This window comes from Thauera chlorobenzoica, from assembly GCF_001922305.1.
GTDB classification, from domain to species: domain Bacteria; phylum Pseudomonadota; class Gammaproteobacteria; order Burkholderiales; family Rhodocyclaceae; genus Thauera; species Thauera chlorobenzoica.
This window is the reverse complement of sequence record NZ_CP018839.1, coordinates 2,886,623-2,912,464: the sequence shown is the minus strand read 5'-3', so window position 1 is coordinate 2,912,464 and position 25,842 is coordinate 2,886,623. Positions and strand designations below refer to the sequence as shown.

Here is a 25,842-nt window from a genome sequence, read left to right as displayed (position 1 = left end):
GCCGACGGCGCAACACCCGAACCGTGCCGCCCGCCCCCTCGCCTGCAACCCGACTCTTCGCCACGACCATGCGCCCCGACCTCGAAACCGCTGCCGTCCCGCCCGAAACCCTGCGCCGCGTCGCCATCGATCCGGTGTCGCGGGTCGAAGGCCATGGCAAGGTCACCCTGCTTCTCGACGAACAGGGCCGCGTCCATCAGGCGCGCCTGCACATCGTCGAATTCCGCGGCTTCGAAGCCTTCATCGAGGGCCGGCCGTACTGGGAAGTGCCGGTGCTGGTGCAGCGCCTGTGCGGGATCTGTCCGGTCTCGCACCACCTTGCGGCGAGCAAGGCACTCGACCGCGTGCTCGGCGCCGAGCACCTCACGCCCACCGCCGAAGCCATGCGCCGGCTGATGCACTACGGCCAGATCCTGCAGTCGCACGCGCTGCACTTCTTCCACCTGTCCTCGCCTGACCTGCTGTTCGGCTTCGACGCCGACGCCGGGCGGCGCAACCTCGTCGGCGTGCTCGAGCGTTATCCGGACATCGCCCGCAAAGGCATCCTGCTGCGCAAGTACGGCCAGGAAGTCATCCGCCTCACCGCCGGCAAGCGCGTCCATGGCACGGGTTCGGTGCCGGGCGGAGTCAACCGCGCGCTGAGCGCGGCCGAGCGCGCCGAGCTGCGCCGCGACCTCGGCCAGGTCATCGCCTGGAGCCGCGAGGCGGTGGCGCTGGTGAAGCGCCTGCACCGCAGCGACCCGGCGCTCTACGACCGCTTCGGCCACTTCCGCTCCGGCTTCATGGGCCAGGTCGCCGCCGACGGCAGCCTCGACCTCTACCACGGAGCGCTGCGCGTGCGCGACGCCGACGGCGCGATGCTGTACGACCAGGTCGATGTCCAGGACTACGCCAGCCTGATCACCGAGGCGGTCAAGCCCTGGACCTACATGAAGTTTCCCTACCTCGGCGCGCTCGGCCCCGAGCACGGCTGGTACAAGGTCGGCCCGCTCGCCCGGCTGCAGGTCTGCGACCGCATCCCGACCCCGCTCGCCGAAGCCGAGCGCGGCGAATTTCTCGCCCACGGCGACGGCGCGCCGATCCACGCCCCGCTCGCCTACCACTGGGCGCGGATGATCGAAATGCTGTTCGCCGCCGAGACGATCGAAACCCTGTTGCACGACGATGCGCTCGAAGGCGGCGAGCTGGTCACGAGCGGCGCGCGCCGGCGCAGCGGCGTCGGCGTCATCGAGGCGCCGCGCGGCACCCTGATCCACCACTACGAAGTCGGCGACGACGATCTTGTCAGCATGGCCAACCTGATCGTCTCGACCACCCACAACAACCAGGCGATGAACACCGCGGTGCGCGAAGTGGCCCGCCAGTACTTCGACGGCCGCACGCTCACCGAGGGACTGCTCAATCACATCGAGGTGGCGATCCGCGCCTTCGACCCCTGCCTGTCGTGCGCCACCCACGCGCTCGGCAAGATGCCGCTCGAAGTGGTGCTGGTCGACGCCGGCGGCACCGAACTCGAACGCAGGCTGCGCGCCCCGGCATGAGCGCGCCCGCACGGCCGCCCGAAGGGAAACCCCCATCGCCCCCGGGAAGGCGCGCGCATAGTAGCCAGGGGGCGGTCCGGTGAACGCGCCCACGCTGGTCTTCGCCTGGGGCAACCCGAGCCGCGGCGACGATGCCCTCGGGCCGCGGTTCGCCGAAGCAGTCGAGGCGATGGGGCTGGTGGGAGTGGAATGCCTGACCGACTTCCAGCTCCAGGTGGAGCATGTGCTCGACCTGCGCAACCGCAGCCGCGTGCTGTTCGTCGACGCCACGGTCGACGCCACCGCGCCTTTTGCCGTGTCACCGCTGGCGCCGGCGGCCGCGGCCGGCTTCGGCTTCACCTCGCACGCGCTGTCGCCCGCGACCCTGCTCGCGGTGTACCGCGAGCTCGAAGGCCCGCCGCCGCCCGCCTGGCTGCTGGCGATCGCCGGCCGCCAGTGGGAACTCGGCCAGCCCCCGGGGGACGAGGCCCTGACCCATCTCGATGCGGCCCTGGGCTGGGCGCGACGCTGGCTCGCGCAGCCGGCCTGAAGCCCTCGCCCGGGAAGGCGCCCGCGGCCCCTCCCGCACGCGCTGTTTCAGCGTCGCAGCACCGCCGGTAGCGGCCCGCGCAACGCATTGCACAGCACGATCCGCTGCGCGCGCTCGAGGTCGGCCACGCGCAGCGGCGCTTCCCGCGCCTGCCAGCGCGGATCGGCGAGCAGGCGCGCGCGCATCACCCCCGGCAGCACCCCGGCCTGCAGCGGCGGCGTCCGCCACTCGCCGTCGATGCACACGAAGACGTTGCTGCGCCCGCCTTCGGTGAGCTCGCCGTCGTGGTTGTGGAACAGCACGTCGAACGCCCCCTGCGCCACCGCGGCGTCGTAGCGGGCACGCAGGCTGGTCTTGTGGCGCAGGAAGAAGTCGCGCCCATCGATCGGCAGTTCACTGAGCCGCACCCCGACCGGCCCCGGCGGCAGCTCTTCGAGCGGGGCGAGCACGATCTCGCTGCGCCCGTCCTTGAACAGCGCCAGACGCAGACGCATCGGCTGCCCCGCCGGGTCGGCGCTGCTGCGGGCAGCGAGCGCGTGCAGGATCGCCGCGCGGTTGAAAGCAAAGCCGAACGCCGCGGCGCTTGACTCCAGCCGGGCGAGGTGCGGGTCGAGCAGGGGGATCTCGCCGGCGGGCGAGACCCGCATCGTCTCGAACAGGCTGAAGCCGGGGTCGAGAGCGGAGAGGAAGCGCGCCTTCAGCCGGCACTCGTCGAATTCGTCGGCGGCGCGGCTGTCGATGGTGATCCCGGCACCGACGCCGAGCTGGCCGGGTCGCAGACCGTCGGCCTGCGCCTCGCCCAGGCACAGCGTGCGGATCGCCACCGAGAGGCAGAAATCGCCGCAGGCGCGGCCCGGCGGCGGCGGCTCGATCCAGCCGATGCTGCCGGTGTACAGCCCGCGCGGGCCGGTTTCGAGGGCGTCGATCAGCTCCATCGTGCGCCGCTTCGGCGCGCCGGTGATCGAACCGCAGGGAAACAGCGCGCGCAGCACGGCCGGGAAGCCGGTGTCGGCAGGCAGCGCGGCCTCGATGGACGAGGTCATCTGCAGCACCGTGGCATAGCGCTCGACGTCGAACAGGGCGGGCACGGTCACCGAGCCGGTGCACGCGATCCGCCCGATGTCGTTGCGCAGCAGATCGACGATCATCAGATTTTCGGCGCGGTTCTTGGAGTCGGCGGCAAGGCTGCGGGCCGCCCGTGCGTCCGCCTCGGCATCACCGCCGCGCGCCGCCGTGCCCTTCATCGGCCGGGCCAGCAGGCGCCCGCCGGCATGGCGCACGAAAAGCTCGGGGGAGCACGACAGGATGTGGCGCAGCGGCTGCGCGCTCCCGGCAGCGCCCGCCCCGGAGGGCGGAAATGGGACCTCGTCAGGAAGGGCGATCCACGCTCCATACGCCACCGGCTGGCGGCTGCGCAGGCGGCGATACAGGCTGGCCGGTGCACCGAAGGCGCGGACCCCGAACTGGTACGTGTAGTTGAGCTGATAAGTCTCGCCGGCTTCGATGGCGCGGTGGATGCGGGCGAACGCCGCGTCGAACGCCGCCCGGTCGATGCCCGGCTGCAGCGCCAGCGTCCCTGCCGCGCCCGGCCCGGTCTGTGTGCAGGCGCCGGTCGCGGCGGCCTCCTGGGCGGCGAGCCAGGCGTCGACTTCGGCCTGCGTCAGCGACCTGCAGCCAGCGAACAGCAGCACGCGCAGGGCTCCGGCAGATGCGGCCGGCGCCTGATGGCCCGCCTGCGCTCCCGTCCCCTCCGGCGATCGCGACAGAGGCGGAGCGGAGGATGCGCCCGTGTGCCGCTCCAGCGCACGGCCCCAGTCGTAATCCACGACGAGCACTGCGTGCAGGCCGGCGGTCATGTCGCCCGCGACCCCGGCCCAGACTTCTTCGAGGGCAACGGGGTCGGTGCAACGCCGCTCCCGGACGAAGCCGGTATACAGGCGGCTGCTCGGCTGTGCCGGGCTGGCGTGACAATCATCGAGGAGGGCGAAACAGCCGGAGGTGGGCGCAGGCGCAGACATGCGAAACGATGCCGATCGACGGGGCGGCGAGTCTAAGGCCTGGCGGGCGGGCGCACAACACGGCGCGGCCCCGCGCATCCCGGCGTCCCGCGCGGCAGGGGCTCCGCCTTCACGATCGACTGTGCCGGCGCGTGCGCGGAAGGCTCCGCACCCGGCTTCCGGCAGGCGCCGGGGGCCATGCTAGTCGAGCGTGCGCAGCTGCTCGAGCGCCTCGTCGACACGCTCCACGGCGATCACGCGGAGGCCTTCGATCGCCTGCTTGGGGGCATTGGCGCGCGGCACGATGGCGGTGTCGAAGCCGAGCTTGGCGGCTTCCCGCAGACGGTCCTGGCCGCGCGGCGCGGGACGGATTTCACCGGCGAGGCCGACTTCGCCGAACACCGCCAGGCCGCGGCGCAGCGGGCGGTCGCGCAGCGAAGAGTGGATCGCGAACAGGATCGCCAGGTCGGCTGCCGGTTCGGCGATCTTGACCCCGCCGACGGCGTTGACGAACACGTCCTGGTCGAAGCAGACGATCCCCGCATGGCGGTGCATGACCGCGAGCAGCATCGCCAGCCGGGTCGGCTCGAGGCCGACCGACAGGCGGCGCGGGTTGGGGCTTTGTGCGCTGTCGACGAGGGCCTGGATCTCGACCAGCAGCGGACGCGTGCCTTCCTGCGTCACCAGCACGCAGCTGCCGGCGACCTGCTGCGAGTGCTGCGACAGGAAGAGCGCCGAAGGGTTGGAGACGCCGCGCAGGCCGCGCTCGGTCATCGCGAACACGCCCAGCTCGTTGACCGCGCCGAAGCGGTTCTTGAATGCGCGGATCAGGCGGAAGCTCGAATGGGAGTCGCCTTCGAAATACAACACGGTGTCGACGATGTGTTCGAGCACGCGCGGCCCGGCGAGCGTGCCGTCCTTGGTGACGTGGCCGACCAGGATCAGGCTGGTGCCGCTTTGCTTGGCGAAGCGGGTGAGCTGGGCCGCGCATTCGCGCACCTGGGCGACGGAACCGGGGGCCGATTGCAGAGCTTCGGAATAAACGGTTTGAATGGAATCGATGACCGCAACCCGGGGGCGGGCTTCACGCAGGCTGTGCAGGATGCGCTCGAGGTTGATCTCGGCCAGCATCTGCAGCGTCGATGGCGGCAGCTGCAGGCGTTGGGCGCGCAATGCGACCTGCTCGCCCGATTCCTCGCCGCTGACATAGACCACGCCGCCGTCCGCCGGGCTGCCGCCGTCGGTAGCGGGCAGGCCGGCGAGGTTGGAAAGTGCCTGCAGCAGCAGCGTGGACTTGCCGATCCCGGGGTCGCCGCCGATCAGCACGACCCCACCGGCGACCAGGCCGCCGCCGAGCACGCGGTCGAACTCGTCCAGCCCGGTGGGCTGGCGCGGTTCTTCGCGCGGCGCCAGCGCGGCAAGGGGCTGCAGGCGGCCGGAGACCCCGGCGAGCGCGGCAAAACGGCTGCCGGCGGCAGGTGTGGCGGGCTCCAGCAGCGTCTCCACCAGTGTGTTCCAGGCCTGGCACTGCGGGCACTGGCCCTGCCAGCGCAGGGCCTGCGCACCGCACTCGGTGCACACGAAGGCGCTCTTGGGTTTGGCCATGGGCAGCCTTACTGCTCGCGCTCTTCCTGCTCGGCGATGAGGGCGAACTGTTCGCAGGCGTAGTCGGCGAAGGCGGTGATCAGGCGCGAGCGGAACTTGTCGCGCGGGACGATCACTTCGAGCGGCGTATAAGTACGCGGCTCGAGCGGCACCGCGGCCAGGCGTCCTTCTTCGACGTCGCGCCGGATCGCGCGCCGGGACGCGATCGCGAATCCCAGCCCGGCCGCGGCCAGCTGCTTGATTGCGGCCAGGCTGCCCAGTTCGGCGCACAGCGTGATCTCGCTGCCGGCGATCCCGGCCGTCTCGAAGAACTCGTCGGCGATCTGGCGGATGCCGTTCCCGGGGTCGCGGTCGATGAAGGGATATCCGACCAGATCCTTCGCGCTCAGGCGCTCGAACCGCGCCAGCGGATGGTCGGGGCGGCAGATCACCAGGAGTTCGTCACGCGCCGCACTGTGGCGCTCGATCGCATGCTGCTCGGTGGCGATCTCGATCAGGCCGATGTCGAGTTCCCGCGCCGCGACGCGGTCTTCGGTGAGCTTGGAGGTACCGACCAGCACCCGCGGCAGGACGCGCGGGTAGCGCCGCTTGAAGCCTTCCAGGATCTGCGGCAGCCAGTAGGCGGCGATGGTCGTGCTGGTGCCGATCTTGATCTGGCCGGCGAGCTCGTCGGTCAGTTCGGAGACGCGCGAGTCGAGCTCGGCCGACAGCCCGAGGATCCGTTCGGCGTAGGCCAGCACGAGCTCGCCGGCCGTGGTCAGGGTGATCTTGCCGTGGCCGCGGTCGAGCAGGCGGGTGTCGAAATGCTCTTCGAGCTGCTTGATCTGGAACGTGACCGCCGGTTGGGTCATGTGAAGGTGCTCGGCGGCGCGGGTGAATGACCCATGCTTGGCCACCGCGTGGAACACCTGAAGTCTACGATCTGCCATTTGGTGTGGATAAGTATGATTTATTGCCAATTAAAGCACAAAACTTACGCTTTGCGCGATCCCGTCAACCCGGCTCCGTGAATATCTCATCCGGGTAACGACGTGGCGCGGCCGGATTCTCCTGCAGCGCTCTTGCGCGCAGTCAATCACCGCGAGCACGGCTTCATGATATAAACCGGCCTCCGAACTCGAGTTGCCATACTCCGGATCCTGGACGATGCCGCTAGGCTTTTACATCATCATGGCTGCGCAGTTTTTTTCCGCGCTCGCCGACAATGCCTTGCTGATCGTCGCCATCGCCTTGCTGCGCGACATGGCCGCGCCGTCCGAGTACGAGCCGCTGCTGAAGCTTTTCTTCACCTTGTCCTACGTCGGCCTGGCTGCCTTCGTCGGTGCGTTTGCCGACTCGATGCCGAAATGGCGGGTGATGCTGATCAGCAACACGATCAAGATCGGCGGCTGCCTGATGCTCTTTCTCGGCACCCACCCCCTGTTCGCCTACGCGGTCATCGGTCTCGGCGCGGCCGCCTATTCACCGGCCAAATACGGCATCCTCACCGAGTACCTGCCGCACCGCCTGCTGGTGCTGGCCAACGGCTGGATCGAAGGCCTCACCGTGGCGGCGATCATTATCGGCACGATGATGGGGGGAGCGATGATCCGCAACGACGTCGGCGATGCGCTGATGGCGCTGGAGCTGCCTCTCGCCGATACGGCGTTCGAAGCAGCCGTGCTGGTCATCGGCACGTTGTATCTGATCGCCGCGGCCTTCAATGCCTACATCCCCGACACCGGGGTCGATCACAAGCCGCTCAAGAGCAACCCGCTGTACCTGATCCACGACTTCAACCACTGTCTGCGCCTGCTGTGGCGCGACAAGCTCGGCCAGATCTCGCTGGCGGTGACCACCCTGTTCTGGGGGGCGGGCGCCACGCTCCAGTTCATCGTGATCAAGTGGGCGGAGCACAGCCTGGGGATGAACCTGTCGCAGGCGTCGATGCTGCAGGGGGTGGTCGCGCTGGGCGTCGCCGCCGGCTCGGTGCTCGCGGCGCGCTACATCTCGCTGCGCCGCGCGGTGCGGGTGATCCCGCTCGGCATCGCGATGGGCGTGGGCGTGATCGCGATGGTGGGCATCACCGAAGCGTGGATGGCGATGGCGCTGATGGTACTGGTCGGCGGACTGGCGGGTTTCTTCGTGGTGCCGATGAACGCCTTGCTGCAGCATCGCGGCCACATCCTGATGGGGGCGGGCCATTCGATCGCGGTGCAGAACTTCAACGAGAACCTGTCCATCCTGGTGATGACCGGCACCTACGCGCTGCTGCTCATGGCCGGCCTGTCGATCGACATCGTCATCGGTCTGTTCGGCCTCTTCGTGGCCGGTACGATGCTGGCGATCAAGCGTCGCCACGAAGCCAACCAGCGCGAATTCGACGACGTCGCCCTGCTCGACGAACACTCCACGCATTGAGCGCCCCCAGGACACGGCTTTGCCGTTTCCACCCCCCCGAGGGGGACAAGAAAACTTGGGGCGGCCCTGTGTTTTCTTGAGAAGCCGGCAGAAAGAGACCCCGCCGCCGCGAATCAGCCGTTCGCCGCCGTACCCGCCATGAACCGGCGCGCGAAGCACAGGTCTTCCCAGGCCTTGGCCTTGTCGCGCGGGTTGCGCAGCAGGTAGGCGGGGTGATAGGTGACCACCACCGGCACGCCGGCATGATCGAAGAGCTTGCCGCGCGCGGCCGAAATGGCGATTTCCCGATCGAGCAGGGCCTGCGCCGCCGGGCGCCCGAGCGCCACCAGGAGGCGTGGCTGGACCAGGGCGATCTGGCGCTCCAGGTAAGGCCGGCAGGCGGCCAGTTCGGCGCCCTCCGGGGTGCGGTTGTGCGGCGGGCGGCACTTCACCGCATTACCGATATAGACATCCTCTCCCCGCCGCAGGCCGAGCGCCGCCAGCATGTTGTCGAGCAGGCGACCGGCCTGGCCGACGAAAGGTTCGCCGCGCTGGTCCTCTTCGGCCCCTGGCCCCTCCCCGACCAGCATCCAGCGCGCCTGTCGATCACCGACGCCGGGCACGGCCTGCCGGCGCCGTTCGCACAGCACGCAGGCACGGCACTGGCGGATGTCCTCTTCGAGCGCGTCCCACCCCAGCGTGGCGATGCGCGCATTGCGCGTGGAGTCGGCGTGGGGAGAGGCTTCGCCGGCCACGGCCGGCGCCCTCCGGCGCTGCGGAGCATGCTGTTGCGGGGGCAGGACTGGGGCGAGGGTTGCGGACGAAGCGGTGCCGGGCTGCGGCGTGGACGCCCCCGCCGCGAGCGCATGAGTCGCCTCCGCCACCAGCGCCGCCGCGTCGGGGAAGGCTTCACCTGCCCTGTCGCCGGTCCTCTCCCCAGTTCTCGCGTCCATCCCCTCGCCTGCACCCTCTTCAGGCCGCGGCGTGCCGTGCGTGCGCAGCCGCCACAGCGGCCCCAGCCCCATCTCGCGCAGCACCGCGGCACGGCGCGAAGGCGCCCGCCCGGCGATCACAGTGCCAGCCTCATCACCAGGGCGTCCTCGCGCCCTTGAGCGGCAGGGTAATAGCCGCGCCGGCGGCCAACCGCCTCGAAGCCGGCGCTGCGGTAGAGGGCGAGCGCGGCGGCATTCGACGGCCGCACCTCGAGAAAGAACTGGGTCGCGCCATGTTCGCGCGCATGATCGATCAGACGTGCGAGCAGCGCGCGCCCCACTCCCCGGCCCTGGGCGTGATGCGCCACGCCGATGTCGAGCAACTCGGCTTCGTCGGCCGCGCGCCGCACCACTGCATAACCGAGCGGCGCCGGATCCGGGCCATGCTCCGCCCCCCAGACCCACAGCTCGTGGCCGGCCGCCAGCGAATCGTTGAAATTGCCCCGCGTCCACGGGAAGGCGTGGAGCTCGGTTTCGCGCGCGCAGACCCAGTCGAGATCCTCGCCCCGCATCGGCCGCAACACCGCCTGCGACAGCGTCATCAGGCGCGGCCTCCGCGGGCGAGCCGTTCGGCGGTGGTCAGGGCGACCTTGTCGCGCACATAAAGGGGCGCAGCATGTTCGGGGGCGAGCAAGGCGCCTTGCTCCACCCTGCGCACGGCGAGGCGGGCCACTTCGGCGGCATCGGGCAGCAGCAATGGCAGACAGGTATCGAGGCGGTCGTCAAAACGCTGGCGCAAGGCTTCCGGCCATGCCGCGAATGCCGATCCGGCCGCATTCCAGCGCCCGGGGGGGAGCACGACCTCCCCGGGGGCGCAGCAGCGGATCCCGGTCACCGCTTGGGGCTCGTTTTCGGCGTCGCGCACAAAGGCTGCGTGATAGACCTCGCCCATGCGGGCGTCGGTGGCGACGAACACGCGCGCCGCCTCGATCTGCAGCGCAAGCGCCTGCAGGCTGCAGATGGCTGCGACCCCCAGACCAGCCCCCAGCGCAAGCCCCTGGGCCACGCCGCAAGCCAGGCGCAGGCCGGTAAACGCGCCCGGCCCGGCGCCGAAGGCAACCGCGTCGAGCTGCGCCGGCACCAGGCCGGCCTCGCCCAGCAGTTCGCGGATATCGCGCAGCACCGCTGCGGAATGGTTTTTCGCCCCTTCGATGCGGCGCGACAGCAGTTCGCCCTCGTAGAGCAGGGCTACGCTGCCCTGTTCGCAGGCGGTTTCGATCGCGAGTACTTTCATGGTGCCGGTATTCTACCGGCTCGGCGTGGATTCGCAGCCCGTTCAGCGCCGGCCGCGTGCGCGCGGCGGTTCACCGTAAACGTCCTGCATGGCGCTGCGCAGATCGCGATGCAGCGCTTCGCGCTCGTCCTTGCTCGGGCGCCGGCTCCGCGGTGCCGCTTCGATCTCCCTGCCCGAATTCAGCACATGGCGCAAATCGCCGGCCCGCGACGGGTGGGCCGAGGTTTCGATCTCCGCGTGCGGGCTCTCCCGCCCCGATGGCTCAGCGTGTGCCGGCGCGATCGCGACGAAGGTGGCGAACACTGCGGCGAGCATCCCTCCCAGGAGGGGCACGGAAGGCGAGCGGGCGGAGGCGGCAGGGGCAGACATGGCGGCAAGGGAAACTTCAGAAGAGGGAACGCACAAGGCGCTGGATCAGGCCGGACAAGGTGGAAAGAACGCTGGTGGAAAGGACACGGGGCGCGGGAGACCTCCGAAGTTGTTCCCGAACATACGGCAATACGGATTTCGTGGGTAGTCCCCGAGGGCCCGTGGAAGTCCGCTTTGTAAGTCGATATTGCTTCCGGCCGGCGCTCTTACGAAGCGTTACCCACGACCCGCATCGTGTTTGCTGCGGAGCGCTGGAAAGGCTGCGGGAGCAAGGGTAGGATTCTCGCCATGAATCAGAAAACACGCTATCGGATCCTCGTCGTCGATGACGACGCACGCCTGCGCGAACTGCTGTCGCGCTACCTTCAGGAACAAGGGTTCAGCGTCAAGGCGGTTGGCGAAGCGCCGCTGATGGATCGCGCCCTGCACCGCGAACATTTCGACCTGATCGTGCTCGATCTGATGCTGCCGGGCGAAGACGGACTGACCATCTGCCGCAGGTTGCGGGCGGCGGACAATCCCATCCCGATCATCATGCTCACCGCCAAGGGCGACGACGTCGACCGCATTGTCGGGCTCGAGATGGGAGCGGACGACTACATCGCCAAGCCGTTCAATCCGCGCGAACTCGTCGCCCGCATCCAGGCGGTGATGCGGCGCCAGCCGCAGACCCTGCCCGGGGCACCGACGCCCGAGGACGAGATCGTCAGCTTCGGCCAGGTGGCGGTGAACCTGGGTACGCGCACCCTGACCCGCGGCGGGGAAGAAATCCAGCTCACCACAGGGGAGTTTTCCCTGCTCAAGGTGCTGCTCACCCATCCACGCCAGCCGCTGTCGCGCGACAAGTTGATGGAACTGGCGCGCGGGCGCGAATACGGCGTGTTCGATCGCGCCATCGACGTCCAGGTCTCGCGCCTGCGCAAGCTGGTGGAAGACGACCCCGCCAAGCCGCGCTACATCCAGACCGTATGGGGCTTCGGCTACGTATTCGTGCCTGAAGACCCGCGTGCGGCGAACGGTGGCCAGGAGCCGGTGGCGACCGGCGACTGAAGCTCCGATGCCCGGGGGTCAGACCCTTTCCCGCCTGCCCGCGCCGGGCCGCCTGCTCGCGCGCGTGCTGCCCGGCACGCTGCTGTGGCAGACCTTCCTGCTGGTCGCGCTGTTGCTGACCCTGGCCCTCGGGGCGTGGTCGCAGATCTTCCGCTACATGCAGGAGCCGGCGCGGGCGCGGGATGTGGCGCAGATGGTGGTCTCGGTGGTCAACCTCACCCGTACCGCGCTGATCAACGCCGACATCGAACGCCGGACCGACCTGCTGATCGAACTCGCCGCGCTCGAGGGCATCCGCATCTATCCCGCCGAGGCCAGCGACGAACTGGTCGCGCTCGACGACACCCGCCCCCTGCGCCTGCTGATGGCCGACGTCCGCCGCCAGCTCGGCGGGCACACCCGCTTCGCATCGAAGTGGAAGACGCTCGAAGGCTTCTGGGTCAGCTTCCGCCTTCACCCCGAAGACGAGGAAGACGAATACTGGGTGATGCTGCCGCCCGAACGCATCGACAACCCCGATACCTTCGGCTGGCTGGGCTGGGCGGGCGGCGCGCTGGTGGCGGCGCTGTTCGGCGCCTACCTGATCGTGTCGCGGGTCAGCGCCCCGCTGCGCCAGCTCGCGCGCGCCGCCAACATGATCGGCAGCGGACGCACACCGCCGCTGATCGAGGAGTCCGGAGCCCAGGAGATCGCCGTCGTCGCCCGTGCCTTCAACCGCATGACGGGGGACCTCGCACGCAACGACGCCGACCGCGCGCTGATCCTGGCCGGGGTATCCCACGACCTGCGCACGCCGCTCGCCCGCCTGCGCCTGGGCATCGAGATGTCCGGCGCGCCGGCGAGCGAAGTCTCGGCGATGGTCGCCGACATCGAGGAGATGGACCGGATCATCGGCCAGTTCCTCGATTTCGGCCGGGGCGAGCCGCAGCAGGCACTGCAGCGGGTCGACCTGGTGCGGCTTGTGCATGAGGTCACCGAACCCTACCGCCTGCGCGGAATCGACATCCGCATCCTCGGCGCGGGCCGCCTCGAAGTGGCTGCCCACGTGCTGCCGCTGCGCCGCGCCCTCGCCAACCTGATCGACAACGCGCTGCGCTACGCGGGCGACGACGGCCCGCTCGACGTCGATATCGGCAAACATGAGGGCTTCGCCTGCATCGAGGTCGCCGACCGCGGTCCGGGCATTCCCGAAGACCAGGTCGAACGCATGCGCCACCCCTTTACCCGGCTCGAAGCGGCACGCAGCAACACCAAGGGCGCGGGGCTCGGCCTGGCCATCGTGGACCGGGTGATGCGTGCCCACCACGGCCGGCTCGATCTCCTGCCGCGCCCGGGCGGCGGCTTGCGCGCCATCCTCAATCTGCCGGACGCCGCCGGAACCGACACCCGCTATAATCCCGCCACATGAAATTCCTCTTCGACCTTCTGCCGGTCATCCTCTTCTTCGCCGCGTACAAGCTCGGCGGGGCCCACCCGGAAGCTGCGCATGCGCTGCTCAGCGGCTGGCTCGGCGACGGGATCACCGTCACCCAGGCGCCGATCCTGATCGCCACCGCCGTCGCCATCGCCGCAACCGCGCTGCAGATCGTGCTGGTCTGGTTGCGCCACCGCAGGGTCGACACCATGCTGTGGGTGAGCCTGGCGATCATCACCGTGTTCGGCGGCGCCACCCTGTTCTTCCACAACCCCACCTTCATCAAGTGGAAGCCGACCGCGCTGTACTGGCTGTTCGGCAGTGTGCTGCTCGGCTCGGCCGCCCTGCTGCACCGCAACCTGATCCGCAACATGCTCGAGGCGCAGATCCGCCTTCCCGATCCGGTATGGGGGCGGCTGAACCTGGCATGGGCGGGCTTCTTCATCGCCATGGGCCTGCTCAACCTGTACGTGGCCTACAACTTCAGCGAAGAAACCTGGGTCGATTTCAAACTGTTCGGCGGCATCGGCCTGATGCTGGCATTCGTGCTGGGCCAGGGGTTCTACCTGTCCCGCCATCTCGAAGAGGAGAGCCATTGATGTTTTACGCCCTGATCGGCGAGGACGCGCCGGGGACGCTGGAAACCCGCCTCGCGGTACGTGCCGAGCACCTCGCCCGCCTCGAGGCGCTGCGCGACGAAGGCCGCCTGCTGCTGGCCGGACCGATGCCGGCGATCGACTCCCCCGACCCCGGCCCGGCCGGTTTTGCCGGCAGCCTGGTCGTCGCCGAATTCGATTCGCTCGCCAGCGCCGAACACTGGCTCGCCGAAGACCCTTACGCCAGGCAAGGCGTGTTCGCTCGCACCTCTGTCCGTCCATTCAGGAAGGTCCTGCCGTGAGCGCCGAAGTGGCCGAACGCATCCGCGCGACGCTCTGCTCCGCCTTTCCGGTCGAGCTGATCGAGGTCGGCGACGACAGCGCACTGCATGCCGGCCATGCCGGCGCCCGCGACGGTGGCGGGCACTACCGCCTGACCCTGGTGTCCGCCGCATTCGAAGGGCACGGCACGGTGGCCCGTCACCGCATGATTTACCAGGCACTGGGCGGGATGATGAAAAAAGACATCCACGCCCTGGCCATTCGCGCCTTTTCGGCCACCGAGGCCGCAAAGCAATCTACCCCCTGAGGAATACTCGATGAAACTGTTTCCGAGCCGTCTCGCCGTCACCCTGCTTGCCGGTTTTCTCGCCTGGCCTGCGCTCGCAGCCGATCCGGTGGCGAAGGTCAATGGCGTCGCCATTCCGGCCTCGCGCGCCGAAACCATGCTCGCCGAGCAGCGCGCCCAGGGCACGCCGGACAGCGCGGAGCTGAACGAAGCGGTCCGCGAAGAGCTGATCCGCCGTGAAATCCTGGGCCAGGCCGCGACCGGCAAGGGGCTGGACAAGAAGGCCGAAGTCCAGGCCCAGATGGACATGGCCCGCCAGGCGATCCTGATCCGCGCCTATCTGCAGGAGTATGTGCGCGCCAACCCGGTCTCCGACGCCGAGCTGAAGGCCGAGTACGAAACCATCAAGGCGCGCCTGGGCAGCAAGGAATACAAGCCGCGCCACGTCCTGGTCGAAACCGAAACCGCGGCCAAGGCGATCATCGCCCGCCTGCAGAACGGCACGCCGTTCGAAGAAGTCGCCAAGGAGTCGCTCGATCCCGGCTCCAAGGATCGCGGCGGGGAACTGGGCTGGAGCAACCCGGGCATGTTCGTGAAGCCCTTCTCCGATGCCATGGTGAAGCTGGAAAAAGGCAAATACACCGCCACTCCGGTGAAGAGCGACTTCGGCTACCACGTCATCCAGCTCGACGATATGCGCGACGTGCAGCCGCCCCCGCTCGACGAAGTCAAGCCGCAACTGCAGCAACGCCTGCAGCAGCAGAAAGTGGAAAAGCACATCCAGTCGCTGCGCGAGAAGGCCAAGGTCGAATAAGCCCGACCGCGCCTCTCCCGCCACGGCGGGAAGGATCGGCGCCGGGGCCCCGCATCGGGTCCGGCGCCGTTTTTTTCCGTGCAGGCAATCGGCCACTACCGGCCGCAGGACCGGCGGCGCGGACAACGCGGGGTTCGGCTCGACGGCGGCGGAAGCGGCAATCGTCACCCGCCGGTGCGGCGCTTCAGAACTGCGTTTCGTCGAGGGCGAGCGCGCCCGCCGCCCCTTTCGCCACCGTGTAGGCCAGGCCGGGCGCCTGTGCCATGACGTGGTCGGCATAGAAGCACGCGCTGACGATCTTCGCCCGGTAAAAATCCGCCTCGCCCTCGCCGGCTTCGAGCCTGCGCCGGGCCGCCAGCGCGGCGCGGGCCAGTTGCCAGCCACCGGCGACGATGCCGAGCAGCCGGAGGAAGGGAACGGCCCCGACCGAGGCGGCCTTGATGTCCTGGTCGTAGGTGGCGAGGAGGTAGGCCACACCTTCCTCGAGCGCAGCGATCCCGCTGCCCAGCGCACGGCGGATGGCGGCGAAGGATTCGTCGCCGACCGCAGCAAGCTCGGCTTCGACCGCACGCATCCGCTGCATCACGGCACCGATGGCCGCGCCACCGTCACGGGCGATCTTGCGCCCGATCAGATCGTTGGCCTGGATCGCCGTCGTGCCCTCGTAAATCGAGGTGATGCGGGCGTCGCGCAGATGCTGCGCCGCGCCGGTCTCCTCGATGAAGCCCATGCCGCCGTGCACCTGGACGCCGGTCGAGGCGATCTCGAACGCGTTTTCCGTCAGCCAGCCTTTCACCACCGGAATCATCAGATCGACGAACGCCTGGCTGCACGCACGCTCCTGGGCATCGACGTGGTGGTGCGCCTTGTCGGTCTCGGCGGCGACGACGTAGGCCAGTGCGCGCATCGCCTCGGTCTGGCTTTTCATCGACATCAGCATCCGGCGCACGTCGGGGTGGCGGATGATGCTGACCTTGGGGCCGCCACGCACTCCGGCCTCGGTACCCTGGACGCGCTCCCGCGCATACTGCAAGGCATGCTGATAAGCGCGCTCGGACAGGGCCAGGCCTTCCATGCCGACCGCGAAGCGGGCCTCGTTCATCATGATGAACATGTACTCGAGACCGCGGTTCGGTTCGCCCACCAGGGTGCCGATCGCACCGCCCTGATCGCCGAAGGCGAGCACGCAGGTCGGGCTGGCGTGGATCCCGAGCTTGTGTTCGATCGACACGCAGCGCACATCGTTGCGCGCACCCAGATTGCCGCCGGCATCGACCAGGTACTTCGGCACGACGAACAGGGAGATCCCCTTCACCCCTTCGGGAGCGCCCAGCAGGCGGGCGAGTACGAGATGGACGATATTGTCGGTGAGATCATGCTCACCGTAGGTGATGAAGATCTTCTGCCCGAAAAGCCGGTAGCTGCCATCGGCCTGCGGCTCGGCGCGGGTACGGACCGCGGCCAGGTCGGAGCCCGCCTGGGGTTCGGTCAGGTTCATCGTGCCGGTCCATTCACCCGACACCATCTTCGGCAGATACATCGCCTTCTGCGCGTCGGAGCCGCGCAGCATCAGGGCTTCGATCGCGCCCGTGGTCAGCATCGGGCACAGCGAGAAGGCCATGTTGGCCGACTTCCACATTTCCATAACCGCGGTCGACACCAGCTTCGGCAAGCCCTGCCCGCCATGCTGTGGATCGCAGGCCACGGCGGTCCAGCCCGACTCGGCGAACTGGCGGTAGGCCTCCTTCCAGCCCGGCGCAGTGGTCACTTCACCGTCGTGCCATCTGGCGCCATGCTGGTCACCGCTGCGGTTCAACGGCGCGAGAACGCCGGCGGCGAACTTGTCGGCCTCCTCGAGGATGGCATCGACCAGGTCGGGAGTGACGTCCTCGTTGCCCGGTAGCCGGGTGATCTCGTCGAGGCCGGCGAGTTCGCGCATCACGAACCGCATGTCACGGAGAGGCGCGCTGTAATTGCTCATGAGTGGAATCACTCCAGAAGATGGTGAATCGGATTTCCGGCACCGGTGGCAAGTGCCGTACGCCGGATCGGGCGCCCACCGGAGGGGGCGGTGGGGCTTCCTGGCGGAGCACTGTGTTACCGCCCTTTTCCGGCTTCTGCCCTCTCAGGAAAACCTGGGGCCACCCCAGGTTTTCTTGTCCCCCTCGGGGGGGGCGGAAACGGCAAAGCTGTTTCCCGGGGTGCTCAAAGCGAGCGCACCAGTTCGGGGACGATCTCGAACAGGTCGCCGACCAGGCCGTAGTCGGCGACCTGGAAGATCGGCGCTTCGGGGTCCTTGTTGATCGCCACGATCACCTTCGAGTCCTTCATCCCGGCCAGGTGCTGGATCGCGCCCGAGATGCCGATTGCGATGTAGAGCTGGGGGGCGACGATCTTGCCGGTCTGGCCGACCTGGTAGTCGTTAGGCACGTAGCCGGCATCGACCGCGGCGCGGCTGGCGCCGAGCGCGGCGCCGAGCTTGTCGGCGAGTGGCTCGAGCAGGGCGTGGTAGTTCTCGCCGCTGCCCAGGCCGCGACCGCCGGAGACGATGATCTTCGCCGCCCCCAGCTCGGGGCGGGCGCTCTTGGTGATCTCGCGCCCGACCAGGGCGGCAACGCCCAGATCGGCGGCGGCAGCGACCGCCTCGATCGGGGCGGCGTCGCCCGCTGCAGCGGCGGCATCGAACGCGGTGGTGCGCACGGTGATGAGCTTGATCGCATCGGCGCTCTTCACCGTGGCGAGGGCGTTGCCGGCGTAGATCGGACGCACGAAGGTATCGGCCGCTTCGATCGCGACGATGTCGCTGATCTGGGCAACGCCGAGCAGCGCCGCCACCCGCGGCAGCATGTTCTTGCCCGCCGAGGTGGCCGGCACGAGGACGTGGCTGTAGTCGCCGGCCAGCCCCTGCACCAGCTCGGCGACGTTCTCCGCGGTCTGCGCCTCGTAGTGCGGCGCATCGCACACCCGCAGCTTGGCCACGCCGGCGATCTTCGCCGCCGCCTCGGCCGCCGCGCCGCAGCCGGCACCGGCCACCAGGACGTGGATGTCCGTGGCCAGCAGCGTGCCCAGCTTCGCCGCCGCGCTCACGGTGTTGAGGGTGGCGGCCTTGATCGAATGGTTGTCGTGTTCGGCAATGACGAGAATCGGCATGTTCAGATCACCTTCGCTACGTTCTTCAGTTTGTCGACCAGCTGCGCGACGTCGGCGACGCGCTCGCCCGCGCTGCGCTTGGGCGGCTCGGACACGCTCAGCGTGGTGAGGCGCGGCGCCACATCGACGCCCAGCTCGGCCGGCTTGACCGTGTCGAGCGGCTTTTTCTTCGCCTTCATGATGTTGGGGAGAGTGGCGTAGCGCGGCTCGTTGAGGCGCAGGTCGGTGGTGACCACCGCCGGCAGGCTCACCGACAGGGTTTCCAGCCCGCCGTCGATCTCGCGCGTGACCTGCGCACGGCCGCCTTCGAGCACCAGCTTCGAGGCGAAGGTCGCCTGCGGCCAGCCCGCCAGCGCCGCCAGCATCTGCCCGGTCTGGTTGGCGTCGTCGTCGATCGCCTGCTTGCCGCAGATCACCAGCTGCGGCGCTTCCTTGTCGCACACCGCCTTCAGCAGCTTGGCCACCGCCAGCGGCTGCAGCTCGACGTCGCTCAGTTCACCACACTCGACCAGGATGCCGCGGTCGGCACCGATCGCCATCGCCGCGCGCAGGGTTTCCTGGCACGCGCCGAGGCCGCAGGTCACCGCCACCACTTCGCTCGCCACCCCGGCTTCCTTCAGCCGCACCGCCTCTTCCACCGCGATCTCGTCGAACGGGTTCATGCTCATCTTGACGTTGGCGATGTCCACGCCGCTGCCGTCGGCCTTCACGCGCACCTTGACGTTGTAGTCCACCACGCGTTTGACAGGTACCAGGATCTTCAAGTTGTGTGCTCCTTTTGCTCAGGCATTTTCACTCCGGGCCGCCGCATCGACGAACGCGCTGTACTCAAATTTTTTTATTGCACCGCCGGCTTGCCGCGCGCTGCGCCGCGCACCTTCCCCAGCGTCGCGTCCATACTTGTCGGTATGGATACATACGGTAGCGTATGGTGAAGGAATCGTCAATACTATACCGTATGGAAAAAACAGCCAAAAAACCGCGGGTGCAGCTCGATCGCGATGCCTGGGTCGCGGGCGCCACCGAAGTCCTCGCCGAGGAAGGCATCGCCGGGCTGCGCGTCGAAGTGCTCGCCAAGCGGCTCAAGGTCACCAAGGGCAGCTTCTACTGGCACTTCGCCGATCGCCGCGATTTGCTGATGGGGGTGCTGCACCACTGGCAGGAGGGGCGCATCCGCGACATCCGCAAGCAGACGCGGGCCCAGCCGGGGAGAGAGCTCGAGCAGATCTACCATGTCATCGACGTGTACGGCGCCAGCCGCAGCCGGCGCGGGATGATGATCGAACTCGCGGTGCGCGACTGGGCGCGCCGCGACGCCCAGGCCGCAGCGATCGTCGCCGAAGTCGACGATGTCCGTCTGCGCTGCGCGCGTGAGCTGTTCCTCGCCTGCGGGGTGCCGATGGAGGAAGCGTCCAGCCGTTGCATGCTGCTCTACGCCTACGTATTCGGCGTGTCGCTGATGATCTACGATCGCTTCGACAGCGACATCGCCCGGCTCAAGCGCGACATCGCCGACCTGATCGCACGCTCGGGGGCCGCCAGAGCCCCTTCTCCGGCCTGAGCCCGGGTCAGCACGGCTTCCAGCCGCCGAGCGCGGCGCTGGCGTTGCGCCCGGTGGCGGCGACGACTTCTTGCACGGAAAGGCCGCGCAGCCCGGCGAGCAGTTCGGCATAGGCCCGCAGGTTTGCGGGCGTATTGCGCTGCCCTTGCCCCCAGGCCGGCGGGATGTCGGGCGCATCGGTCTCGAGCACGATCGCCTCCAGCGGCAGGCTGACCGCGAGCGCGCGGATCCGCGTCGAGCCGGCGAAGGTCATCGAACCACCAAAGCCGAGCTTGAAGCCGAGGGCAATGAACATCTCGGCCTGCTGGCGGCTGCCGTTGAAGGCATGGGCAATGCCCCCGGGAACGGCAATGCGGCGCAGCTGCTTGAGAATCGGATCGATCGCGCGGCGTACGTGCAGGATCACCGGCAGGCCATGCTTGCGCGCAAGGCCGAGCTGGGCAACAAAGAATTCGAGCTGGCGTGCCGGATCGGCCTCGTGCACGAAATGGTCGAGGCCGATCTCGCCCACCGCCAGCGCACGCCCTTCGCCCAGGCGCTGGTCGAGCACATCGAGATCTTCCGCACGGGCCTGCATCACGTACAGGGGATGAATGCCGAGTGCACACGCGGTATCGCTGCGGGCCGCAGCCAGCGCCGCCACCGCATCGAAGTTGTCGGCCCCGATCGCAGGCACGACGAAGCCGTCCACGCCGGCGGCACGGGCCGCGGCAATCACCGCCGCGCGATCGTCATCGAACTCGGCTGCATCGAGATGGACGTGGGTGTCGATCAGCATCGGAGGCTCGGCATCACTCGCCCTTGAACGCTAGTCGAACGCGCTCGCCGACTTCGCCCGTTCGCGCAGCATGAACTTCTGGATCTTGCCGGTCGAGGTCTTGGGCAACGCGCCGAAGACGACCTTCTTCGGCATCTTGAACCCGGCCAGGTGGGCACGGCAATGGGCGAGCAGCGCCGCGGCGTCCGCTTCGGCCCCGTCGCGCAGTTCGACGAAGGCGCAGGGCACTTCGCCCCACTTCCCGTCGGGCAGCGCGACCACCGCCGCGGCCATCACCGCGGGATGGCGGTAGAGCACGTCCTCGATTTCGATCGATGACACGTTCTCTCCGCCCGAGATGATGATGTCCTTGGCGCGGTCCTTGATCTTGACGTAGCCGTCGGGCTGCAGCACCCCCAGATCGCCGGTGTGGTACCAGCCGCCGCGGAACGACTCGGCGGTCGCCCGCGGGCTCTTCAGGTAGCCCTTCATCACCAGATTGCCGCGGAACATGACTTCGCCCATGGTCCGGCCGTCGCGCGGCACCTGCTCCATGGTGTCGGGGTCGATCACCGTGATCGCTTCCTGGGCGTGGTAGCGCACGCCTTGGCGGCCGTTGAGGGCGACCTGCTCGGACAGCGCCAGATCGGCCCATTCGTCGTGCTTGGCGCACACCGCCGCCGGACCATAGGTTTCGGTCAGGCCATAGACGTGGGTGAGATCGAAGCCGATCTTCGCCATGCCCTCGATCACCGCGGCCGGCGGCGGTGCGGCGGCGACCAGGCCATGCACGGTATGGTCGATCCCCTCGCGCCAGGCCGCGGGCGCATTCGCCAGCATCGAATGCACGATCGGCGCGCCGCAGTAGTGGGTGACGCGATGCGCGCGGATGGCGTCGAAGATCAGGCGCGGATCGACCCGGCGCAGGCAGACGTTGGTGCCCGCGTTGGCCGCCATCGACCACGCGAAACACCAGCCGTTGCAATGGAACATCGGCAGCGTCCACAGGTAGACCGCGTGCGGCGGCATGCCCCACGAGACGATGTTCGACAAGGCGTTGAGATAGGCGCCGCGATGGTGGTATACGACCCCCTTCGGGTCGCCGGTGGTGCCCGAAGTGTAGTTCAGCGAGATCGCATCCCACTCGTCGGCCGGCGGCTCGAAGACGAAGTCCTCGCTGCCGCTGGCGAGCAGCGTCTCGTAATCGATCCGCCCCAGCCGTTCGCCCGGGCCGGCGTATTCAGGGTCGTCGACATCGATCACGACGAGGCCGCTGCGCCCGGCGAGGGCGAGCGCCTTCTTCACCACCGGCGAATATTCGCGATCGACCAGCAGCACCTTCGCCTCGGCGTGGGCGAGGATGAAGGCGACGGCCTCGGGGTCGAGCCGGGTGTTGATGGTGTTGAGCACCGCGCCACAGGCGGGAACGCCGAAATGGCATTCAAACATCTCGGGCGTGTTGTTGAGAATCACCGCCACGGTATCGTTGCGGCCGACGCCGAGCTGCTTCAGCGCCGAAGCCAGGCGCCGCGAGCGGGCGAAGCTCTCGGCCCAGGTATGGCGCCGCCGCCCGTGGATCACGGCGAGCCGCTGCGGATAGACCGCGGCGCTGCGCTCGATGAAGGTCAGCGGCGTGAGCGCTACGTAATTGGCGGCATTGCGCTCCAGCCCCACATCGTAGGGCGAACTTCCGCTCCCGCTCATCCTCTCCTCCTTTCCTGTCGTATGTGCGGCCATCGCCCCCGGCGCTGCCGGCGCTCAGCCCCGGCAGCGCGCGTCCGCGTCCACTGGCGACCCTGCGCGATGAAGCGTCGCGATCCAGCCGGCCAGCTCGCCGGCGAGCCGATCCGCCGCGGTCCGGAATGCGCCGACGCCGCCGACCGCATCGCCGCTCGGCGCCGGCACGGCAGCGCGGAATTCGCCCTGCGCCAGGGCCTCGTCGCTGCGTGGCGGCACCAGCCCGGCGCGCAGCACCACCTCCACCCGGCTGCGTTCGGCACTGTCGAACACCTGGACGAATTCGTCCACCTCGATCTGCAAACGGCAGCGATTACCGCTGCCGCCGGGTTTCAGCGCCCGCTCCAAGGCCAGCGCCAGCATGTCGGAAGGCTGGGCGACCCAGCGGCTTTCGGCGTAGCTGCGCCGGCGCAGGGGGTCATCCCATTGCAAGCGGTACTGCAGCGCGCTGCTTGCCAGCCAAGGCGGGGCCGCGACCTCGATGCGCAGCGGCGCAAGGCGCGGATCGAGCCCGGCCGGCGCGCCCAGGCCCAGATCGTAGAAGGCCATCGGCGGGGGTTTCAGATTCAGGCCGCTGCAGCCGGCCAGCGCGGCGGCCACCCCAAGACCGATCACGATGCCGCGCAGGCGGGGAAATTCTGGAAATAGGCCTGAGATCATGCTTTTTGCTGTCCGTGTCGAATGTCAATGCTCAGCGTGGGAGCGAACCGAAGCCGGCCTCTCCCGGCCCCGGTTCGCGCGCCGCCCGGCCGGTCAGGAGGACCTGCGGGGTGCTCTCCACCTCCTCGACCAGGCGCCCGACCCTGCGTGAAGTCGCGGTCAGTTCGCGCAGCAGCGCGTTGAGCTGCGGCAAGGTGCCATCGATCAGGCCGCTGCTGGTGGCCGTCGCCGCCTCGTCCAGGCGCACCGTCATGTGCTCGATGCGGGCCAGCAGCCCGCGCAGCTCGACCACCGCCGGCGTAGCCTCGGCACTGGCCTGCTCGAGATTGCCCAGGGTCGCCTTCAGGCTGGCGAGGTTGGCCGGGCTCAGCACTGCGCGCAGCGCCCGGAGCGTTTCCGGCACATCGGCAAAGCTGCGGTCCATGCCCTCGGCAGCCGACTCCAGGCGCTGCAGGGTCGCGCGCAGACGGGCGGCATTTTCAGCGTCGAACATTTGCGCAACCTGGGCGCCGACCGTATCGAAACGGTCCACTGCCGCGAGCGCCCGCTCCGCGATCCGGTCGAGCAGGCCGGGCTCGAGCGCAATCCGTGGCGGGGCGTCGGCGGTGCCGGCGAGCGGCACCGGGTCTTCGCCGCGATCGTCGAGCTGGACGTAGGCCAGCCCGGTCACCCCCATCGTGCCGAGGGTGGCGCGCGTTCCCCGGGTCAGCGGCAGATCCTCGGCGACGCGGACATGGACCAGGATGTCGTGCGGGGCGCGCGGGTCGATGCGCACCGCGCTCACCGTCCCGACCGCCAGCCCGCGGTAACGCACCCGGGCCTGGGGGCCGAGGCCGTTGATGTCGCCGCGGGCGACGAGGACCAGATCGCGCATCGGCTCGCGCTCGTCCGAGAACCACCACAGGGCGCCCAGCAGCGCGGCCCCGAGGACGAGTGCGAACAGGCCCGCCGCAAGGGCGTGGGCTCGGTTTTCCATGATCAGCGACCTCCCTGTGCCCGGGCCAGAGCCCGGCGACCATGTTCTCCATGGAAGAAGCGCTCGATGAACGGATGCTCGAGCTTCAGCGTGTCTTCCAGCGTGGCATAACTCAGGATGTGTTTGTCGGCCAGCACCGCCACCCGGGTGGCCATTGCCGCCAGGGTATCGAGGTCGTGCGTGACCAGCACCACGGTCAGCCCCAGTTCGCCGCGCAGCGCCAGGATCAGACGCACGAAGGCGGCGCTGCGGTCGGGGTCCAGACCCGCAGTCGGTTCGTCGAGCAGCAACAGCTCGGGCTCGAGCGCCAGCGCACGGGCGAGGGCCGCGCGCTTGACCATTCCGCCGGAGAGCTCGGCCGGCATCAGCCGCGCGTGCTCGGGCTCCATTTCGACCATCGCCAGCTTCAGGGCGACGAGGTCGCGGATTTCATCCTCGTGCACGATGCCGAGCTCGCGCAGCGGAAAGGCGATGTTTTCGCCCACGGTAAACGCGGAAAACAGCGCCCCCTGCTGGAACAGCACGCCGCAGCGGCGCTGGCGCGCGATGCGCTCGTGCACCGTGCCGGCGTGCAGCGCTTCGCCGAACAGCCGCACTTCGCCCGCGGCCGGCCGGGTGAGGCCGATGACATGGCGCAGCAAGGTCGTCTTGCCGCTGCCCGAGCCGCCCACCAGGGCCACAATCTCGCCGGCCTCGATGTCCAGGTCGAGCCCCTGGTGCACCACGTTGGCGCCGAAGCGCGTCACCACGCCACGCAGCGAGACCACCGGAGCGCCCTGCGGCCGGCCGGCGCTCATCCCGGAATCCCGATCGAACGGGTGGCGATCGCGAAGATCGCATCGACCAGGATCACCACCGTGATCGCCGATACCACCGAGGCCGTGGTGTTGGCCGACAGGCTCTCGGTGTTGGGCTGCACGCGCAGGCCGAAATGGCAGGCGATGAGGGCGATCAGCAAGCCGAACACCGCCCCCTTGGACAGGCCGATGAACAGGTTCGCCACCGGCACCGCATCGGGCAAGGCATCGATGAAGTAGCGGAACGACAGGTCGAGCTCGATCCAGGCCGACAGCCAGCCCCCGAGCAGCGCCACCGCCGAGGTCCACAGCACCAGCAGCGGCATCGCCAGCGTCAGTGCGATCACTTTGGGCAGCACCAGGCGCAGCGAGCGCGAAATGCCCATCGCCGCGAGCGCATCGATTTCCTCGGTAACGCGCATCACCCCCAGCTGGGCCGTCATCGCCGACCCCGAGCGTCCCGCCACCAGCACCGACACCAGCACCGGCCCGAGCTCGCGGATGATGCCCAGGCCGAGGATATTGACGATGAAGGTGTCAGCGCCGAACATCTTCAGCTGCAGGGCCGACAGATAGGACAGCACGACGCCGATCAGAAAGCCCACCAGCGCGGTCACCGCCATCGCCTTGACCGCGACCTTGTGGAGGTTGGCCGAAATTTCCAGCATCGGCCATTCGCGCGGATGGCGGACGAGGTGCAGCAGATCGAGCAGGAGCTGGCCGAGCAGGGCGACGAAATCGCGCAGATGGACTGCCAGGCCGAGGATCGCCGCGCCCAGCATCCCCACCGCGTCCGCGATCGTGAACGCGGACGCGAGCACGAGCGGGCGCGCCGCAGCGCGGGCGACGCGCTCGATGGCGGCGCGGTGGGCCTCGCTCAGGTCCACCTGCGCCGGCCATCGCCGCCCCCAGGCGCGCCACAGCAGAAGGGCGCCGAAGCTGTCGAGGCGATCGACCGCGGACAGCGACCAGTGCGCACAGCCCTGCGCCGTCGCCAGCTCGCGCCGCAGCGCGGCAAGCCGCACGGACAACGCCCTCAGGGTCCACTCGCCGGCCAGGCGCACCGTCCCCGCGGCACGGTCGATGACGATCCCGTTATCGATGCCCGCGGCCATG

The 25,842-nt window shown here is 68.9% G+C and carries 26 protein-coding genes; 10 read left to right on the top strand and 16 right to left on the bottom strand.

All coding sequences use genetic code 11. The features are described 5' to 3' along the window. Positions 1–68 precede the first annotated feature (68 nt). On the top strand, positions 69–1,541 hold the full coding sequence (locus tag Tchl_RS13490) for a Ni/Fe hydrogenase subunit alpha (RefSeq protein ID WP_075148866.1): 1,473 nt from the start codon (positions 69–71) through the stop codon (positions 1,539–1,541). A 79-nt stretch (positions 1,542–1,620) separates the two neighbouring features. Continuing rightward, positions 1,621–2,070 carry a hydrogenase maturation protease gene (locus Tchl_RS13485; protein WP_075148865.1) on the top strand — a complete coding sequence of 150 codons (450 nt, stop codon included), beginning with the start codon at positions 1,621–1,623 and terminating at the stop codon, positions 2,068–2,070. Between the two features lie 47 nt (positions 2,071–2,117). On the opposite strand, the gene Tchl_RS13480 is transcribed toward Tchl_RS13485, so the two are convergent. The 3 genes from Tchl_RS13480 to Tchl_RS13470 all read right to left on the bottom strand — a co-directional run bounded on the left by Tchl_RS13480 (position 2,118) and on the right by Tchl_RS13470 (position 6,601). Beyond that, positions 2,118–4,088 (bottom strand): chorismate-binding protein, encoded by a 1,971-nt coding sequence (locus Tchl_RS13480; RefSeq protein WP_075148864.1) that lies wholly within the window; start codon positions 4,086–4,088, stop codon positions 2,118–2,120. Positions 4,089–4,268: 180 nt separating this feature from the next. Then, entirely contained in the window at positions 4,269–5,672 is a 1,404-nt protein-coding gene (radA, locus tag Tchl_RS13475; RefSeq protein ID WP_075148863.1) for a DNA repair protein RadA, read from the bottom strand. 8 nt (positions 5,673–5,680) lie between these two features. Next, complete coding sequence (locus tag Tchl_RS13470) at positions 5,681–6,601, bottom strand: LysR family transcriptional regulator (RefSeq protein WP_075148862.1); 921 nt, start codon at positions 6,599–6,601, stop codon at positions 5,681–5,683. Between the two features lie 217 nt (positions 6,602–6,818). Between Tchl_RS13470 and lplT the strand changes: the two genes are divergently transcribed. Continuing rightward, positions 6,819–8,072 carry a lysophospholipid transporter LplT gene (gene lplT, locus Tchl_RS13465; RefSeq protein ID WP_075148861.1) on the top strand — a complete coding sequence of 418 codons (1,254 nt, stop codon included), beginning with the start codon at positions 6,819–6,821 and terminating at the stop codon, positions 8,070–8,072. Between the two features lie 113 nt (positions 8,073–8,185). On the opposite strand, the gene Tchl_RS13460 is transcribed toward lplT, so the two are convergent. Genes Tchl_RS13460 through Tchl_RS13445 form a run of 4 tightly spaced genes read right to left on the bottom strand, consistent with a single transcriptional unit; the run spans position 8,186 to position 10,580 of the window. Beyond that, complete coding sequence (locus tag Tchl_RS13460) at positions 8,186–9,124, bottom strand: uracil-DNA glycosylase (RefSeq protein WP_408646108.1); 939 nt, start codon at positions 9,122–9,124, stop codon at positions 8,186–8,188. Further along, on the bottom strand, positions 9,121–9,585 hold the full coding sequence (gene rimI, locus Tchl_RS13455; protein ID WP_075148860.1) for a ribosomal protein S18-alanine N-acetyltransferase: 465 nt from the start codon (positions 9,583–9,585) through the stop codon (positions 9,121–9,123). The genes Tchl_RS13460 and rimI overlap by 4 nt, the downstream gene beginning before the upstream one ends. Further along, the gene (gene tsaB / locus Tchl_RS13450) at positions 9,585–10,277 is read right to left on the bottom strand and encodes a tRNA (adenosine(37)-N6)-threonylcarbamoyltransferase complex dimerization subunit type 1 TsaB (protein ID WP_075148859.1); all 693 of its coding nucleotides are present in this window, start codon (positions 10,275–10,277) and stop codon (positions 9,585–9,587) included. Before tsaB ends, rimI begins: the two co-directional genes overlap by 1 nt. Positions 10,278–10,319: 42 nt before the next feature. Then, positions 10,320–10,580 carry a hypothetical protein gene (locus tag Tchl_RS13445; protein ID WP_157110117.1) on the bottom strand — a complete coding sequence of 87 codons (261 nt, stop codon included), beginning with the start codon at positions 10,578–10,580 and terminating at the stop codon, positions 10,320–10,322. Between the two features lie 354 nt (positions 10,581–10,934). Here Tchl_RS13445 and ompR point away from each other — a divergent pair, with 354 nt between their 5' ends. The 6 genes from ompR to Tchl_RS13415 are packed head-to-tail and all read left to right on the top strand — an operon-like array spanning position 10,935 to position 15,088. Then, complete coding sequence (ompR, locus tag Tchl_RS13440) at positions 10,935–11,696, top strand: osmolarity response regulator transcription factor OmpR (RefSeq protein ID WP_075148857.1); 762 nt, start codon at positions 10,935–10,937, stop codon at positions 11,694–11,696. A 7-nt stretch (positions 11,697–11,703) separates the two neighbouring features. Beyond that, complete coding sequence (locus Tchl_RS13435; RefSeq protein WP_075148856.1) at positions 11,704–13,104, top strand: ATP-binding protein; 1,401 nt, start codon at positions 11,704–11,706, stop codon at positions 13,102–13,104. Further along, complete coding sequence (locus Tchl_RS13430; RefSeq protein ID WP_075148855.1) at positions 13,101–13,709, top strand: septation protein A; 609 nt, start codon at positions 13,101–13,103, stop codon at positions 13,707–13,709. Before Tchl_RS13435 ends, Tchl_RS13430 begins: the two co-directional genes overlap by 4 nt. Beyond that, on the top strand, positions 13,709–14,008 hold the full coding sequence (locus tag Tchl_RS13425) for a YciI family protein (protein WP_075148854.1): 300 nt from the start codon (positions 13,709–13,711) through the stop codon (positions 14,006–14,008). Before Tchl_RS13430 ends, Tchl_RS13425 begins: the two co-directional genes overlap by 1 nt. Continuing rightward, positions 14,005–14,295 carry a BolA family protein gene (locus Tchl_RS13420; protein WP_075148853.1) on the top strand — a complete coding sequence of 97 codons (291 nt, stop codon included), beginning with the start codon at positions 14,005–14,007 and terminating at the stop codon, positions 14,293–14,295. Before Tchl_RS13425 ends, Tchl_RS13420 begins: the two co-directional genes overlap by 4 nt. Before the next feature lie 10 nt (positions 14,296–14,305). Continuing rightward, positions 14,306–15,088, top strand: coding sequence for a peptidylprolyl isomerase (locus tag Tchl_RS13415; protein WP_075148852.1), 783 nt, complete (start codon positions 14,306–14,308; stop codon positions 15,086–15,088). A gap of 184 nt (positions 15,089–15,272) precedes the next feature. Here the strand turns inward: Tchl_RS13415 and Tchl_RS13410 are convergent, their stop codons facing one another. The 3 genes from Tchl_RS13410 to Tchl_RS13400 all read right to left on the bottom strand — a co-directional run bounded on the left by Tchl_RS13410 (position 15,273) and on the right by Tchl_RS13400 (position 19,002). After that, complete coding sequence (locus Tchl_RS13410; RefSeq protein ID WP_075148851.1) at positions 15,273–17,069, bottom strand: acyl-CoA dehydrogenase; 1,797 nt, start codon at positions 17,067–17,069, stop codon at positions 15,273–15,275. Positions 17,070–17,293: 224 nt separating this feature from the next. Beyond that, positions 17,294–18,238: an electron transfer flavoprotein subunit alpha/FixB family protein gene (locus Tchl_RS13405; RefSeq protein WP_075148850.1), complete on the bottom strand. Its 945-nt coding sequence runs from the start codon at positions 18,236–18,238 to the stop codon at positions 17,294–17,296. 2 nt (positions 18,239–18,240) lie between these two features. After that, complete coding sequence (locus tag Tchl_RS13400; RefSeq protein WP_075148849.1) at positions 18,241–19,002, bottom strand: electron transfer flavoprotein subunit beta/FixA family protein; 762 nt, start codon at positions 19,000–19,002, stop codon at positions 18,241–18,243. Between the two features lie 194 nt (positions 19,003–19,196). Between Tchl_RS13400 and Tchl_RS13395 the strand changes: the two genes are divergently transcribed. Beyond that, positions 19,197–19,799, top strand: coding sequence for a TetR/AcrR family transcriptional regulator (locus Tchl_RS13395; RefSeq protein WP_075148848.1), 603 nt, complete (start codon positions 19,197–19,199; stop codon positions 19,797–19,799). A 7-nt stretch (positions 19,800–19,806) separates the two neighbouring features. Here the strand turns inward: Tchl_RS13395 and Tchl_RS13390 are convergent, their stop codons facing one another. The 6 genes from Tchl_RS13390 to Tchl_RS13365 are packed head-to-tail and all read right to left on the bottom strand — an operon-like array spanning position 19,807 to position 25,841. Further along, positions 19,807–20,577, bottom strand: a complete 771-nt coding sequence (locus Tchl_RS13390) for a TatD family hydrolase (protein WP_075148847.1) — start codon at positions 20,575–20,577, stop codon at positions 19,807–19,809. Positions 20,578–20,607: 30 nt separating this feature from the next. After that, positions 20,608–22,260 (bottom strand): acyl-CoA synthetase, encoded by a 1,653-nt coding sequence (locus Tchl_RS13385; RefSeq protein ID WP_075148846.1) that lies wholly within the window; start codon positions 22,258–22,260, stop codon positions 20,608–20,610. A gap of 54 nt (positions 22,261–22,314) precedes the next feature. Then, positions 22,315–22,953, bottom strand: a complete 639-nt coding sequence (locus Tchl_RS13380; RefSeq protein WP_232311591.1) for an ABC-type transport auxiliary lipoprotein family protein — start codon at positions 22,951–22,953, stop codon at positions 22,315–22,317. A gap of 31 nt (positions 22,954–22,984) precedes the next feature. Beyond that, positions 22,985–23,929 carry an MlaD family protein gene (locus tag Tchl_RS13375; protein ID WP_075148845.1) on the bottom strand — a complete coding sequence of 315 codons (945 nt, stop codon included), beginning with the start codon at positions 23,927–23,929 and terminating at the stop codon, positions 22,985–22,987. Positions 23,930–23,931: 2 nt separating this feature from the next. After that, positions 23,932–24,726, bottom strand: coding sequence for an ABC transporter ATP-binding protein (locus Tchl_RS13370; RefSeq protein ID WP_075148844.1), 795 nt, complete (start codon positions 24,724–24,726; stop codon positions 23,932–23,934). Continuing rightward, a complete protein-coding gene (locus Tchl_RS13365) occupies positions 24,723–25,841 on the bottom strand; it encodes an ABC transporter permease (RefSeq protein ID WP_075149731.1) in 1,119 nt (372 codons plus the stop codon). Before Tchl_RS13365 ends, Tchl_RS13370 begins: the two co-directional genes overlap by 4 nt. Position 25,842: the final 1 nt, after the last annotated feature.

Bases quoted from the DNA above. Each gene is read 5' to 3' on its own strand.
- rimI (WP_075148860.1), bottom strand. From the start codon at position 9,585: ATGACGCTGTCGCAGGCGGTGTTGCGGCCGATGCGGGGCGAGGATCTC.
- Tchl_RS13480 (WP_075148864.1), bottom strand. From the start codon at position 4,088: ATGTCTGCGCCTGCGCCCACCTCCGGCTGTTTCGCCCTCCTCGATGAT.
- Tchl_RS13415 (WP_075148852.1), top strand. From the start codon at position 14,306: ATGAAACTGTTTCCGAGCCGTCTCGCCGTCACCCTGCTTGCCGGTTTT.
- Tchl_RS13405 (WP_075148850.1), bottom strand. From the start codon at position 18,238: ATGCCGATTCTCGTCATTGCCGAACACGACAACCATTCGATCAAGGCC.
- Tchl_RS13370 (WP_075148844.1), bottom strand. From the start codon at position 24,726: ATGAGCGCCGGCCGGCCGCAGGGCGCTCCGGTGGTCTCGCTGCGTGGC.
- ompR (WP_075148857.1), top strand. From the start codon at position 10,935: ATGAATCAGAAAACACGCTATCGGATCCTCGTCGTCGATGACGACGCA.
- Tchl_RS13410 (WP_075148851.1), bottom strand. From the start codon at position 17,069: ATGAGCAATTACAGCGCGCCTCTCCGTGACATGCGGTTCGTGATGCGC.
- Tchl_RS13375 (WP_075148845.1), bottom strand. From the start codon at position 23,929: ATGGAAAACCGAGCCCACGCCCTTGCGGCGGGCCTGTTCGCACTCGTC.
- Tchl_RS13380 (WP_232311591.1), bottom strand. From the start codon at position 22,953: ATGATCTCAGGCCTATTTCCAGAATTTCCCCGCCTGCGCGGCATCGTG.
- Tchl_RS13430 (WP_075148855.1), top strand. From the start codon at position 13,101: ATGAAATTCCTCTTCGACCTTCTGCCGGTCATCCTCTTCTTCGCCGCG.
- Tchl_RS13470 (WP_075148862.1), bottom strand. From the start codon at position 6,601: ATGGCAGATCGTAGACTTCAGGTGTTCCACGCGGTGGCCAAGCATGGG.
- Tchl_RS13385 (WP_075148846.1), bottom strand. From the start codon at position 22,260: ATGAGCGGGAGCGGAAGTTCGCCCTACGATGTGGGGCTGGAGCGCAAT.
- lplT (WP_075148861.1), top strand. From the start codon at position 6,819: ATGCCGCTAGGCTTTTACATCATCATGGCTGCGCAGTTTTTTTCCGCG.
- Tchl_RS13425 (WP_075148854.1), top strand. From the start codon at position 13,709: ATGTTTTACGCCCTGATCGGCGAGGACGCGCCGGGGACGCTGGAAACC.
- radA (WP_075148863.1), bottom strand. From the start codon at position 5,672: ATGGCCAAACCCAAGAGCGCCTTCGTGTGCACCGAGTGCGGTGCGCAG.
- Tchl_RS13365 (WP_075149731.1), bottom strand. From the start codon at position 25,841: ATGGCCGCGGGCATCGATAACGGGATCGTCATCGACCGTGCCGCGGGG.
- Tchl_RS13490 (WP_075148866.1), top strand. From the start codon at position 69: ATGCGCCCCGACCTCGAAACCGCTGCCGTCCCGCCCGAAACCCTGCGC.
- tsaB (WP_075148859.1), bottom strand. From the start codon at position 10,277: ATGAAAGTACTCGCGATCGAAACCGCCTGCGAACAGGGCAGCGTAGCC.
- Tchl_RS13390 (WP_075148847.1), bottom strand. From the start codon at position 20,577: ATGCTGATCGACACCCACGTCCATCTCGATGCAGCCGAGTTCGATGAC.
- Tchl_RS13435 (WP_075148856.1), top strand. From the start codon at position 11,704: ATGCCCGGGGGTCAGACCCTTTCCCGCCTGCCCGCGCCGGGCCGCCTG.
- Tchl_RS13395 (WP_075148848.1), top strand. From the start codon at position 19,197: ATGGAAAAAACAGCCAAAAAACCGCGGGTGCAGCTCGATCGCGATGCC.